Source organism: Comamonas sp. B-9 (assembly GCF_000410635.1).
Lineage (GTDB): Bacteria > Pseudomonadota > Gammaproteobacteria > Burkholderiales > Burkholderiaceae_C > Comamonas.
This window is the reverse complement of record NZ_APCR01000001.1, coordinates 1-13,042: the sequence shown is the minus strand read 5'-3', so window position 1 is coordinate 13,042 and position 13,042 is coordinate 1. Positions and strand designations below refer to the sequence as shown.

13 protein-coding genes and 2 tRNA genes are annotated in these 13,042 nt (G+C 62.3%); 10 read left to right on the top strand and 5 right to left on the bottom strand.

Translation table 11 applies throughout. From position 1 onward, the window contains the following. From rsmB to H928_RS0100050, 6 genes are all read left to right on the top strand, one after another. On the top strand, positions 1 to 1,256 hold a 1,256-nt coding region (rsmB, locus tag H928_RS0100075), incomplete at its 5' end, for a 16S rRNA (cytosine(967)-C(5))-methyltransferase RsmB (RefSeq protein WP_021024640.1). Between the two features lie 10 nt (positions 1,257 to 1,266). Then, positions 1,267 to 1,863 carry a DUF4390 domain-containing protein gene (locus H928_RS25515; RefSeq protein ID WP_158400413.1) on the top strand — a complete coding sequence of 199 codons (597 nt, stop codon included), beginning with the start codon at positions 1,267 to 1,269 and terminating at the stop codon, positions 1,861 to 1,863. A gap of 20 nt (positions 1,864 to 1,883) precedes the next feature. Further along, a complete protein-coding gene (locus H928_RS0100065; RefSeq protein ID WP_052329631.1) occupies positions 1,884 to 4,151 on the top strand; it encodes an ATP-binding protein in 2,268 nt (755 codons plus the stop codon). A gap of 39 nt (positions 4,152 to 4,190) precedes the next feature. Next, a complete protein-coding gene (locus H928_RS0100060; protein ID WP_021024637.1) occupies positions 4,191 to 4,883 on the top strand; it encodes a response regulator in 693 nt (230 codons plus the stop codon). A 52-nt stretch (positions 4,884 to 4,935) separates the two neighbouring features. Then, positions 4,936 to 5,011 (top strand) — tRNA-Phe (locus H928_RS0100055). A 130-nt stretch (positions 5,012 to 5,141) separates the two neighbouring features. Next, positions 5,142 to 5,217 (top strand) — tRNA-Phe (locus tag H928_RS0100050). A 54-nt stretch (positions 5,218 to 5,271) separates the two neighbouring features. Here H928_RS0100050 and H928_RS25510 read toward each other — a convergent pair. From H928_RS25510 to H928_RS0100035, 3 genes are all read right to left on the bottom strand, one after another. Further along, positions 5,272 to 5,757, bottom strand: a complete 486-nt coding sequence (locus tag H928_RS25510) for an NUDIX hydrolase (protein ID WP_021024636.1) — start codon at positions 5,755 to 5,757, stop codon at positions 5,272 to 5,274. A gap of 87 nt (positions 5,758 to 5,844) precedes the next feature. Then, positions 5,845 to 6,171, bottom strand: coding sequence for a helix-turn-helix domain-containing protein (locus H928_RS0100040; RefSeq protein ID WP_021024635.1), 327 nt, complete (start codon positions 6,169 to 6,171; stop codon positions 5,845 to 5,847). Between the two features lie 189 nt (positions 6,172 to 6,360). Next, the gene (locus tag H928_RS0100035) at positions 6,361 to 6,720 is read right to left on the bottom strand and encodes a helix-turn-helix domain-containing protein (protein ID WP_021024634.1); all 360 of its coding nucleotides are present in this window, start codon (positions 6,718 to 6,720) and stop codon (positions 6,361 to 6,363) included. A 186-nt stretch (positions 6,721 to 6,906) separates the two neighbouring features. Here H928_RS0100035 and H928_RS0100030 point away from each other — a divergent pair, with 186 nt between their 5' ends. The 4 genes from H928_RS0100030 to H928_RS25505 all read left to right on the top strand — a co-directional run bounded on the left by H928_RS0100030 (position 6,907) and on the right by H928_RS25505 (position 10,303). After that, positions 6,907 to 7,203 (top strand): hypothetical protein, encoded by a 297-nt coding sequence (locus tag H928_RS0100030; RefSeq protein ID WP_021024633.1) that lies wholly within the window; start codon positions 6,907 to 6,909, stop codon positions 7,201 to 7,203. Positions 7,204 to 7,310: 107 nt separating this feature from the next. Continuing rightward, entirely contained in the window at positions 7,311 to 7,862 is a 552-nt protein-coding gene (locus tag H928_RS0100025) for a DNA-directed RNA polymerase subunit alpha C-terminal domain-containing protein (protein WP_084635577.1), read from the top strand. Between the two features lie 91 nt (positions 7,863 to 7,953). Next, positions 7,954 to 8,328 (top strand): hypothetical protein, encoded by a 375-nt coding sequence (locus H928_RS0100020; protein ID WP_021024631.1) that lies wholly within the window; start codon positions 7,954 to 7,956, stop codon positions 8,326 to 8,328. Positions 8,329 to 9,265: 937 nt separating this feature from the next. Next, complete coding sequence (locus H928_RS25505; protein ID WP_052329630.1) at positions 9,266 to 10,303, top strand: hypothetical protein; 1,038 nt, start codon at positions 9,266 to 9,268, stop codon at positions 10,301 to 10,303. A 140-nt stretch (positions 10,304 to 10,443) separates the two neighbouring features. Here H928_RS25505 and H928_RS0100010 read toward each other — a convergent pair whose 3' ends face one another. Next, on the bottom strand, positions 10,444 to 12,453 hold the full coding sequence (locus H928_RS0100010; RefSeq protein ID WP_021024629.1) for a DUF5979 domain-containing protein: 2,010 nt from the start codon (positions 12,451 to 12,453) through the stop codon (positions 10,444 to 10,446). A 444-nt stretch (positions 12,454 to 12,897) separates the two neighbouring features. Further along, a partial coding sequence (locus tag H928_RS32990; RefSeq protein ID WP_192816963.1) for a pantoate--beta-alanine ligase occupies positions 12,898 to 13,042 on the bottom strand: 145 nt, incomplete at its 5' end.

Genomic DNA, 13,042 nt, shown 5'->3' with positions numbered 1-13,042 from the left:
TGGAGCCCGCGCTGCGCGCCGGCGTGCAGGCCCTGTTGATGGATGTGCTGCGCGTGCTGGGCACCGCAGAGGCGCTGCGTGCCGAGCTGGCCCCGCGCAAGCCCGCCAGCGCGGTCGATGCCTTGCTGTGCACGGCGCTGGCCTTGCTGCTGCCCGAGGTGCCGCGCTACGACGCCTTCACCGTGGTGAACCAGGCGGTGGATGCGGCCAAGAAGCGCTCGGCCACCAAGTCGCAATCGGCCTTCATCAACGGCTGCCTGCGCAGCTTTTTGCGTGAGCGCGAAGACCTGCTGCGCGCTGTGGCCCAGGAGCCGGTGGCGCAGTACAACCACCCGCAGTGGTGGCTCAAACGCTTGCAGCAGGACTATCCGCAGGATTGGCAAGCCATTGTGGCGGCCAACAATGCGCAGGCGCCGATGGCCTTGCGCGTGAACCTGCAGCGCTGCAGCCGCGCCGATTATTTGGCGCTGCTGGATGAAGCAGGCATCGAGGCCGTGGTGGGCGTGGGCGAAGCCGGCCTGGTGCTGACGCGCGGTGTGCCGGTGGACCAGTTGCCGCAGTTTGCGCAAGGCTGGGTCTCGGTGCAGGACAGCGCCGCCCAGATGGCCGCGCCGCTGCTGCTCGATGGCTTGCAGCTGCACGATGGCCGCGCGCTGCATGTGCTCGATGCCTGCGCCGCGCCCGGCGGCAAGACCGCGCATCTGTTGGAAGCCGCCACGCCCCAGCGCCCCATCGACATGGTGGCGCTGGAGATCGATGCCAAGCGTGCCGAACGCATTGGCGATACCTTGGCGCGGCTGTCGCTGCAGGCCGATGTGGTGGTGGCCAGCGGCAGCGAAGTGGCCAGCTGGCTGCCGGCGGTGCAAGCGCGCCACGGAATGCAGCAATTTGATGCAATTTTGTTGGATGCGCCTTGCTCGGCCTCGGGCATCGTGCGCCGCCAGCCCGATGTGCGCTGGCTGCGCCGCGCCACCGACATCGCGCAGCTCGCCGCCATCCAGCGCCAACTGCTGGAAGCCCTGTGGCCCCTGGTCGTGCCCGGTGGCCGGCTGCTGTACTGCACCTGCTCGGTCTTCCATGAAGAGGGCGAGGGCCAGGTGGCGCAGTTCCTCAGCCGCCATGCCGATGCCCAACGCCTGCCTGCGCCAGGGCATTTGTTGCCACAGTTGCGCGAGGCCGGTCACAATAGCCTGGGCAGCCTGGCGCGCGACCATGACGGTTTTTACTACGCGCTGCTGCACAAGCCGCTTCGTTGAGCCCGTCCGTATGCGATTGATCCACCATTTCCTCCTTGCGCTGATGCTGTGCTGTGCCGCAGCGGCACCGGCCATGGCGTCGGAGAATGAGAAAAAGGTCGAGCTGCAGCTGGTGCGCAATGCCGATGGTGCCTTTGCCACGGTGGCGCTGCAGTTTGCGCTGCCCGACCAGATCGAAGATGCCCTGAACAAAGGCGTGGCGCTGTACTTTGTGCAGGAGGCCGAGATCATCTCCGAGCGCTGGTACTGGCGCGACAAGACCGTCAAGAAAACCGCCCGCTACCTGCGCGTGAGCTACCAGCCGCTGACCCGGCGCTGGCGCCTGCATGTCTCGAGCATGCCGCTGACCGATGCCGGCGCGGTGACCTCGCTGGGCCAGAGCTTTGACAGCCTCGAAGAAGTGATGCTCGTGGTCAAGCGCGTGCGCAACTGGAAGATCGCCAGCGCCGATGAGCTCGCAAGCGATGGGGACTACCTGGTCAAGTTCAGCTTCCGGCTCGACAGCAGCCAGCTGCCGCGCATCTTCCAGTTCGCGCCGTTCAGCAATGGCGGCCTGAACCTGCAGCTCAGAAGCCAGCTGCCGCTGCCCGAGGCGAGCGCGCAGTGAAAATCGAAAAATCATCGTCGATGCGCGTGGCCTACACGCCCAGCCGTGCGCGCTGGTCGGTGATCGTGGGCCTGTCGGCGATGATCGGCATCGGCCTGGTGCTGCTCTTCCTGCTGTCTTTCGCCACCAACAACCGCGTGCTCTACGAGCGCTACTACGGCGTGCTGCTGGGCGTGAACATCGGCGTGGCCTGTGTGCTCAGCATGGTGGTGCTGTGGGGCGTAGCCATCCTGGTGCGGCGCCTTGTGGCCCGGCGCTTTGGCAGCAAGCTGCTGCTCAAGCTGGCCGCCACCTTTGCGCTGGTGGGCGTGCTGCCCGGCGTGGTGATCTATTTCGTCTCCTACCAGTTCGTCTCGCGCTCGATCGAGAGCTGGTTCGATGTCAAGGTCGAAGGCGCGCTGGACGCCGGGGTCAACCTCGCGCGCATCACGCTCGACACCACCTCCACGGCGATGGCCGAGCGCACCCGCACGGCCAGCAGCCAGCTGTCCCAGATATCGGATGCCGCATCGGGCCTCGTGCTCGAACGCATCAAGGACCAGCTCGGCGCCGATGACGTGGTGCTGTGGTCGGCCAGCTCCCAGGCCATTGCCAGCACCGGCCAGTCGCGCTTTGTGCTCAACCCCGACAAGCCCTCGGCCGCCTTGCTGCGCACCGCCACCCAGCAGCAGCGCGCCTATCAGATCGATGGCCTCGAAGAGGTGTCCGACATCAACGGCGCCATCACCGGCGACCCGTCCAAGGTGCGCGTCAAGACCCTGGTGCAGGTCGCCAATGGCGATGTGGGGGTGATCCCCGACGGCCGCTTTTTGCAGGCCACCATGCCGCTGCCAGCGGCCTTGGTGGTCAACGCCCTCAAGGTGCAGGAGGCCAACCGCGAATACCAGGAGCGCGCGCTGGCGCGGGACGGCCTGCGCCGCATGTACATCGGCACGCTCACCTTGAGCCTGTTCCTGGCCGTCTTCGGCGCCGTGGTGCTGGCCGCCTTGCTGGGCAACCAGCTGGTGCGCCCGCTTTTGGTGCTGGCCGAGGGCGTGCGCGAGGTGGCATCGGGCAATCTGCGACCCAAACCGGTGCTGCCCAGCAAGGACGAGTTAAGCGGCCTGACCCGCTCCTTTGCCGAGATGACCCAGCAGTTGCTCGACGCGCGCCGTGCCGTCGAGCGCGGCATGCGCCAGACCGATGAGGCGCGCCAGAGCCTGCAGACCATTCTGGACAACCTCACCGCCGGCGTCATCGTGCTTGATGCCCAGGGCGTCATCCACTCCAGCAACCCCGGGGCCACCCGCATTCTGCGTGCGCCGCTGGCCGCGTTTGAAGGCCGCCCGCTGCGCGATCTGCCCGGGCTGCAGGCCTTTGCGCAAGAGGTGGACCGGCAGTTTGCCCGCCTGCACGATGTGACCGACGAGCACTACCTGGACCACTGGCAGCAGCCCTATGAGCTCCATGGCGACAGCCAGCTGCCCAACCAGAACAGCATCAACCTGGTGGCGCGCGGTGCCACCTTGCCCGACAACCGCCGCCTGCTGGTGTTCGACGATATCTCCGAAATCGTCTCGGCGCAGCGCGCCCAGGCCTGGGGCGAGGTGGCCAGGCGCCTGGCCCATGAGATCAAGAACCCGCTGACACCGATCCAGCTGTCGGCCGAGCGGCTGGAGATCAAGCTGGGCAACAAGCTCGAAGGCCAGGACCAGGCGATTTTGAAAAAGTCTGTCACCACCATCGTCGACCAGGTCGATGCGATGAAGCGCCTGGTCAACGAGTTCCGCGACTATGCCCGCCTGCCGGCCGCCGAGCTGCAGGCCGTGGACCTCAATGCACTGGTGATGGACCTGCTGCATTTATATGGCGCGGAAAATGCTGTGATACCGGTGGAGGCAGAGCTGGACAGTGCGGCCCCACGTATCATGGGCGATGCGCAGCAGTTGCGGCAGGTCATCCATAACTTGCTGCAAAATGCGCAGGATGCAACGCAACAGGCCTGGGTGGGCCAGGAGGCATCAGCACCGGCGGTGCGGATCTCCACCCGGTTCAGTGGCAACAGCAAACGCGTGCGTTTGACAATTGCTGACTGCGGTTGCGGTTTTCCAGAACATATATTACAAAAGGCATTTGAGCCCTACGTGACGACCAAGCCCCGAGGTACCGGCCTGGGCCTGGCCGTCGTCAAGAAAATTGCGGACGAGCATGGCGCTCGCGTAGAAATCTCTAATCGAGTCGAGGGGGAAAAAATCTTAGGTGCCCAAGTGTCGTTATCATTCTCTATCGAAAAAGAGTTGATGATTTGAAATAACTCTCACACCTGCTGCACTGGATTTTCAAAAAATATGGCAAATATTCTGGTTGTCGATGACGAATTGGGAATTCGGGATCTCCTGTCGGAGATCTTGAACGATGAAGGCCACAGCGTGGACGTTGCGGAGAACGCCACACAGGCGCGCTTGGCCCGCAACGAAAGCGGCTACGACCTGGTGCTGCTCGACATCTGGATGCCCGACACCGATGGTGTGTCGCTGCTCAAAGAGTGGTCGATGACCGGCCTGCTCACGATGCCCGTGATCATGATGAGTGGCCACGCCACCATTGATACCGCCGTCGAAGCAACGCGCATTGGCGCGTTCTCTTTTTTGGAAAAGCCCATCACGATGCAAAAGCTGCTCAAGGCCGTCGAGCAGGGCTTGCAGCGCAATGTGCCCGCACCCGCTGCGGCGCCAGCGGCTGCCGTACCGGGCAAGGCGGTGCCATCCTTCAGCCCCAGCGGCTACAGCGCGCCGGTGGTTGCCACGGTCGCCACCGCAGCTGCAGCGGACGCCGCGCCCAATGCCCACCAGGGCTTTGACCTGGACCGGCCGCTGCGCGAGGCACGGGACGGCTTCGAGAAGGCCTACTTCGAGTTTCACCTGGCGCGCGAAGGCGGCTCGATGACCCGCGTGGCCGAGAAGACCGGCCTGGAGCGCACCCACCTCTACCGCAAGCTGCGCCAGCTGGGCGTGGACCTGAGCCGCAATAAAAAGAACTGATTTCAGTTTTTTGAAAAAGCGCCCTTTTTTTCGGGCTATAATTCAACTCGTGGGCCCGGTAGCTCAGTTGGTAGAGCAGCGGATTGAAAATCCGCGTGTCCGTGGTTCGATTCCGCGCCAGGCCACCACAAAACAACAAGCCTCTGCATCAAGTCTGGTGCAGAGGCTTTCTTGTATCTGCCCCTGCATCGCATGTGCGGCAATTCCCCCAAATTTCCGAACGGGCGCGCGGCACAGGCTATAATGCTAGCTTGTGTTGGCCCGGTAGCTCAGTTGGTAGAGCAGCGGATTGAAAATCCGCGTGTCCGTGGTTCGATTCCGCGCCAGGCCACCAAACGCATTCCCAAGCCCATCCTCTGTGATGGGCTTTTTTGCGTCTGGCGCGGGCTCAGCGGCTGGGCGGCGCCGTGCCGGCAGCCCTGTCAAGCAGCAGCTGCTTGAGCCCTGCCGGGAAGAGCGCTGGGCCGCCCGGCATGTCCAGCGCCGCCACATCAAACCAACGCGCTGTGCACCAAGTGCCGTTGTTTTCGCGAAAGCGGATCTGGTCCAGATGCGCAAAGGGCGCTGCATCAAACACGACATTGGCGATGAACAGCGCCTCATGGCCTACCGCCCCGTGGTGCGTGTAGAGGTTCTCCATCACGATGGGCGGTCCCTGGACTTGCACCGCCACGCCCAGCTCCTCGTGGAACTCGCGTTGCAGCGCTGCCTGCCAGCGCTCGCCAAACTCGACGCCGCCGCCAAGGGGGCGCACCCCTGTCAGGCGGCCCGCATCATCCAAGACCTCGGTCGCCAGCAATTGGCCATTGCGCCAGTGCAGGCCAATGGCTTTGACTTTGATGTGCTGGGGTGGGCGCCATGGGGTGACAGACATGCTTGTTTCTTGCTAAAGGCTAGGGCGTGCGGGGGTGGATGCTGAAGCGGGGCATTCGCTTCATCTATCTGTCTCGGCTTCAAGGATTCAGGCGATCTCACTCAGCCAATGTGCCAGCGCTTTGCCCCGTTTTGATTTGCTCATGGCTCCCAGGGCCAGTAGCAGCCGAGCGGAGTCATCATCTTCGCAGTACAGATAGGCCAGCGGCACTTGCAGCGCATCGGCGATCAGACGTGCCGTTTTGATGGGTGGCTCATGCGTGCCCAGCTCATAGCGGCTGATGCGCGCACGGCTTGCGGATTCATCGATGCCAATCAACACGCCCACTTTTTCTTGCGACCAACCCAAGTTTTCGCGTCGGGCTCGCATGCGGCGGCCTAGAACGGTCGAGGTAGGCGTAAGGAGGGAAGGCATGTCACGAGTCTCGTGACTTTGTGGTAAGCTGTCGTCACGAAAAGCGTGACATGGAGAGGCAGGGAGGAGATGGCTTGGGAAAGGAGCTCAAAAGGTGAGCGATGGATCTATGGCCAACGAGTGCGGCCTTGTGTTGAAGGGAGGGCGTGGGCGGCACACAGCAGTGCTGCGGCCGACAAGACGCCTAGATCAAGCACTGTGTGAACGCAGCCGCTCACAAAGCTGCTGCACGATGCCGGTGACAAAGGCGCGGTCCGCCGGTTCCAGCTCGGACAGCCAGGCGCTGATCCGCATGGCCTGGTCATCGGGGGCGGTGGAGCTGTGGGCGAGCAGATCGGCGATGCCCACGCGCAGGATCGAGGCAAGGCTCTCGAGCGTATGCAGTGAGGGCACGGAGGCCCCGCGCTCAAAGCGGCTGATGGTCTCGGGCTCCACCTGCAGACGCTCTGCCAGCTGCGCCTGCGTCCATTGGCGCGACTTGCGCAGCTGGGCAATGCGCAGGCCCAGCAGTTGGGCCAAGGGCTTCTCGGCAAGCTTCTTATTGATCATATCTGTCTAGTTCAAATCCAACAGTTATGGTTGTGTGCCGGTGCGGAATGGGCCAGAATGCAATATGTGGAATCCAATGCAATTTCGCTATATGTGTTGCCGTCCCCGAGTGCTGCCAGGGGATGGGCAGGCACGGTTTCAGAGCATCCTGGCATGCATATCACCTAAAGAAAGGAACTTCGCGCCATGGAGCAGGCACAGCCGCACAAGCGCCACCGCCCAGCGAGCGACAAGACGGCTGGGCGCAAGGCCGTGATGCAGACCGGCAGCACCGCAGCAAGGCCGGCAGCCAAGCCGGCAGCCACTGCGCAGCGGCGGTTTGGCGCGATACAGATTGGGATTTGCGTGCTGTTCTTTGTCGAAGGGCTCTGGGGCCTGGTCCTGGTGGGGTGGCCGGCGCTGAGCCTGTGCGTTCTGGGGGCGGTGTACATGGTCAAGGTGGCCAGGCGCCGTAGGGCGCCGCAAGGCAGCGGTAAGCGCTAAGCCCACCACGCCCTCCGAATGAGGCGGTTGTTGGCGCTGGGCATCGCCAACAACAGCGATGGCGGCAGGAAAAAAAGCATGCGGACATGCTGCTCTGTGTATAAGACATGTCAACAAATCTAATTTCAGCCGCCCATGTAATATTTTGCAAGGCCAAGGGGCTACGATGGTTACAGATGACTACATCACCATCCCCACCGTCTGCCCATGCCGATAAGTCGCTCCAGGGTCTGCTGCCGCCGGATCTATGGAAGCTGCTGGCCAGGCACGACATCACCACGCTGGCCCAGGTTGAAGCGCTGTATCCGGCCAAGCTGTTGAAAATCCATTACCTGGGGCCGGTGCGTTTTCGGCAGATCGAGGCGCTGCTTTTTCCCGGGCGGCGCTATGAGGTGCCTGTGCTGGCACCGATCGAGACAGAAGATCTGGAGGGGACCTCGCTCGAAGGCCTGGTGTCCCGGCGCGTATTGATCACCCTGCGCCGGCATGGCATCAAGACCGTGCAGCAGCTGGTCGCCGCCTATCCCCGGCGCCTGGTGGAGATAACGGGCTTTGGTATCAAGGCGCTGCGCGAAGTGGAGGCCACGTTTTTTGATGGGCAGCGCTTTGAGCCGATGAAATCAAGAAAAACCATAAGTAACACGATTAAGCAAAGATGATTATGATTTCATCAATATGGCAAATGGTTCCGCGTCACACCCTGGCACTTCACTAGAAGGGAAGCTGCCTGCGCCATTGGTACGGATTCTTGTGCACCACGGCATCGATAGCGTCGAGGCGGTGCGCAAGGCCTACCCGCTGGGGCTGCTCGCCATCAAGGGCATAGGTCTGCTGCGCCTGCGCAAGATTGAAAAGGCCTTTTTGCCCGGCCAGTCCTATGTTCCCTTGCATGCGATGCCCGAGTTGCCCTTTGTCTCCGGCTCTTGTCTCAATGGCTCGCTGCCCGTGGCCATCGTGCGTGCACTGGCGCGCGGCGATATCACCACCCCCGAGCAACTGCGCCAGGCCTACCCCCATGAACTGCTGAAGATTCGCTCGCTGGGCGAGGGCTCGCTGCGCGAGATTGAGCGCGTATACTTTCCAGGCCAGCGCTACGTGCCGCCAGGCAACGGAAAAATCCGCTAATCGGGCGCTTGCCTATGTTGCCCTATCCGCAGCAGTGCTGCGGACCATGGCTGCGCGGACCAGTGCGTCTGCGCTTGCTTCTATCTTTTGCACCCCAACCACAGCGCGCTTTTTATAAGCAGCGCCGCTGAGCCCGCCTGGGGGGAGGGCGCTGCTGGGGTTGTCTCCTCGGGCTAGGCCCTATCTCTCCCATTCCCATCAGTTTGTTTTGCTACTGCATGCCAGCGGTGTGCAGCGCTATCTGCGCGCTGGTCCCGGTGACGCGGACAGGAATCCTGGCGCAATAAATGCGCTAAAAGTCCATTCCTCGACAGGCATGATTAAGTGCAGCCGATGCCCTATCGATGATTAATTTATAAATTCAATAAAATGACCTTTGCAATAAAACAAAGGAAATTGATATTTACCAAATAATAATCGCATCCGACTGTGGCAAATTTGAACAAGCAGCTCTGGAAATGGACAGCAATCGCTATAGCGCTTGACCATTTTTGCAGTTGTATGGCAATGTAAGCAGTGCGAAATAGTAATGAAGAGGCGGCATAGGAATTGGCTATTTGCTCTCTTGCAGCGATCTCCCCTGGCAGGTGACTGTGAGCGCTTCTGCTCTGTATTTGTTTGGTAATTTCAATTTCAAAGGATGCGCATGATTAAATCTAGCACGCAGTCCGCTGGTATTGCCGGCGTTGCTTTTCCTGGCATCCCATCGCGCCTGGCTTCTTATTTAAGCCTGTGCGCATTAGGTGGATCGGCATTGCTGGCATCGGGTGCTGCTAATGCAGTGCCGGGGGTGCCGCAGGCACCGTCTGTGATATTCACAGAAGACTTTCAGAATATCGAACCAGCCACCAGCGGGGATATTCTGACGGATTATGTGGGTGTAACGGGCCAAACCTATACGGCCGCCCCGTCTTGGCTCACAGGCTGCAACGGGCTGATGTCATCGGCAGACCAGCCGGTTGCTGGAGCGGATGGCCAGACCGCCAGCTGTGGCACCCAGGAGGCCTGGAATGTGACCCAGCAGCTGGCACAGGCGATTGGCACCTTCAAGGGCCAGGCGACCCCCGCGACCAATTTCGCCGTGTCGGCCTATACCTCCAACAATCCTGGCGCGGGCAATGTGGAGTTTGAAACAGTGACACCGCTGACGCTGCCGATCCCCAGCCGCTTCATCGCCGTGGGTATCGATGTGGCAGCCGCCAACTGCTACCGGGCCAGCGCACCACAGTTGCAGTTCGCTTTGCTCGATGATGGCACCCCAGTTGCTGCCGGTGGTCAGATCAATGGATGTGGCGGCACGTTGCAGGACATGCCGGCGCTGGGCGCTGCTGGCGCCGCGACGGCGGGGCAAGGTGCGCGGGTGGGCACCTATACCAGTGGCGGTGTACTGGTCAACAGCGCCTCCGTCGGCATCCGCATGACCAATGCCAATGGCAGTGGCGGTGGCAATGACCATGCCTTTGACAATATCCAGTTGCTGGATGTCAGCCCGACCCTGGATAAATCGTTCAGCCCGGCAACCCAGCCAGTAGGCGGCGTGAGTGTGCTGACCTTCACGATCACCAATACGACGGAGCTGGGTGCCAAGGCCGGCTGGTCGTTCACCGACAACCTGCCCGCCGGCCTGGTGGTGGCGCCCACACCGGCAACCGCCACGACCTGCCCCAGCGGCGTCGTGACGGCAGCAGCTGGTGCCACCAGCATCGATGTGACCGGCAATCTGGCCGATGCGATGGAGTCCTGCACGGTGTCCGTCAGCGTCACATCCGCCACGGCCGGCGCCTATGCCAATGGCCCGGACAACATTGAATCGGCGGGCTTGAACCCACCGCAGGTGTCCACCGTGACCTTCACTGCGCCCAGCACGCCATCCAACCCAACACCGGTTCCCGCCAATGCGCCTTGGGGCGTGCTGCTGCTGTCGGCCTTGGTCGCAGGCTTTGCCAGCTTGCGGGCCGCTCGCAACCGCGCCTGATCTGGCGCGCTGCGCCAGCGCAGCACCGGGTTAGCTCCCTCCACCAAGGCACAAGGCCTGGGTTCAGCACCATGCCGAACCCAGGCCTTTTTTTATCGGCGGACGCTGTACCTCTACCAGCGGCTCCCGCCCCCAGCCTCTCAGCGGCGCTGCGCGCGTCGCAGCACCAGCATGCCCAACAGCGCCATGGCGGCCACCATCAGCAGCAGCTTGATGGTATCCAGCGCAGGCACTGCAGCGGGCACAGCAGGCGCCGTGCGCACCAGCGTGTTGACGAAGGAGGCTGTGTTGCCATTGGCTGCGGTGACCAGCGTCACTGGCGCGGGCAGGCTGGTGCTCCAGGTGTAGCCTGCCGGCGCCTCGGGCATGGTGGGCGCTTCGCTCACGGTGCAGCTGGCGCCCTGGGGCACGTTGGTGATGGCGATGGCCCCTGCGTTGCTGCCGCTCAAGCTCACTGCCGCTGTAAAGCTGCCGTCTGCACCGCAGTTGACGCTAAAGCTGAAGCTGCCGCTGATGCCCGCTGCCGGGCCGCCGGCCACGGCCTTGCTGATCGTGATATCGGTGTTGGCGCGCGCCAAGGTGTTGACCAGCTGCGCGCTATTGGCCGCTGGGGGCGCTGCCATCGTGACGGAGACGATGGGCGCGGGGTCTTCCACCCAGAGATGGTTGGCGGGCGGCGTGGGGCGCGTGCCCTCGGTCACCACGCAGCTGCCGCTGGCGATCACCGGCGTGGTGGAGACGCTGCCGGTGGTGGCCGTGTCCAGCGTGATCGAGGTGTTGATCGCTGGCGCGACCACGCCGTCGCTGCCGGTGCAGACCACCGAGACGGGGAAGCTGCTGCCCGTCAGATCCACGGGCGTGACGTTGGCGGGCCAGACCACCTGCTTGGAGATGGCAAGCTGCGCGGCATGGCAGGCGAGGCTTGCGGTCGCTGGCGTATTGACCTGGCCGGTGGGCGAGACAAAGTCGGTACCTGGCGTGATGGTGTTGGTCACCGACGGGGTGCTGATGCATGCCTGGCGGCCGGCATCGGTGTTGGGCCATTGCACGGGCACGGTGATGGTGCAACCGCCACCAGGAATGGTCATGCCACTATCGCTGATGATGTCCGAGCCTGGCACGGCACTGAACGTGCCAGCGGTGCAGGAGTTGCTCACGGCGCCCGGTGCCACCACCAGGGGGGCAGGCAGTTTGTCGCTCAGCGTCACGTTGCTGATGTCCTGCGATGTGCTGTTGGACAGCGTGATCGTCAGCAGCGTGGTGTTGTCACTGCCACCCAGATAGAGGTCCGTTTTGTCAAAGCTCTTGCTGACCTTGGGCAGGCCGCAGGCGCCGCTTTCCGAGGTAGCGGCATTGAGGAAGGCGGGCGCGACCTTGCCTTGGTTGGTGGTCCAGGGTGGGCCGTAGAAAATCGAGATATCGACCACGGCAAACACGCAAGCGCCTCGGCCGGCATTGGATTGCACGGTGGGAATCAACAGCCCATAGACATTATTGGTTGGCGTTGTGCCTGCCGGTGGCAGCGCTCCGGCTACGTACAGTGCGTTGTTGGCGGGCACGTTATTGATGTAGGTGATGTAGCCGCCCTGCAAGGGGTTCAGTGCCGTGAACGAGCCCGCATAGGGCGAGTTGGTGTTCAACGGGAAAGCGCCATATGCATTGACGGTGGTGCCCAAGCTAAACGTGGACTGGGTGCCGGCATTGAGCGTATCCACCATTCGCTGGGCATTTTGGGCGTTTCGGTTCTCGCAACAGCCATCGACAAAGAAGACGATGGAGTTGGCCCAGCGATTGGCCACCGCCGTCTGCAGCACGGCCCAGTTGCTCGGGTCGACCGCCCGGTAGGTGCTCGCCACAATCACGATGTCATAGGCTGAGCCAGACGCGGCGGTGAAGGTCGCCGCGGAGATCGCATTGGCATTGCCCAGCACGGACCTGCGTGTCAGTTGGCCAGAGCTGGGCAGCGCATTGGTAAATTCGTTCTCAAGATTTTGGTAGGCCGCGATGGCATCGGCGTCTTCAGGATTGGGCCCTGCGGGATCCGAGTTGGTGGTCAGCAGCAAAACCTGTTGTGCCAGCGCATGCTGCGCACCCACGCACAACAAAAAAGCTGCCAGCAGCAGCCTGAAAAACATCAATGGATTGGTCATGTCTCTTCCCATGGAATCTGCTCAGCGATAAAGCGCAGCACATAGCCTCATTCAGTAATGTAACTATTAGATGCTATGTGTATCAATATGAATCATAAACCAGGCGTGTGATGGCCGATGCAGGCGCTCGACAAAGCCATGCATGGACCTTCAATCCAGGTCATGTATTGATTAATTAAATGGGAATGTACTGTCTATTGATGATTGGGCGTGTATGTTTTTGCCCGCCTGCAGCGCGAATGCAGCAAACAATTGTCAGCCCAGAGGCAGCCTTCACTGCCGCCTGCCTGCTTTCTTGATTGCTATCAAAAGTGGAGCGTTTTAAGGTTGGAAATGTCTGCCCTGCCCGCCGCAGGTCCTTGGTGCGCCCATCACACTCTGGCTGCCCAGACCACAGCCGGGCTGCTGGCCCATCGGCCACCGCGCTGGGGCTGGCGCAGCGCCTTAAAACTCCAGGTTATCGATCAGCCGCGTACTGCCCAGGCGTGCCGCGCCCAGCGCCACCAGCGGCGCGCTGGCCAGCTCGCCGTCGGCCGGTGCCAGCAGGTTGTGGCGCTGGCGCACGGTCAGGTAATCGGGCTCCCAGCCC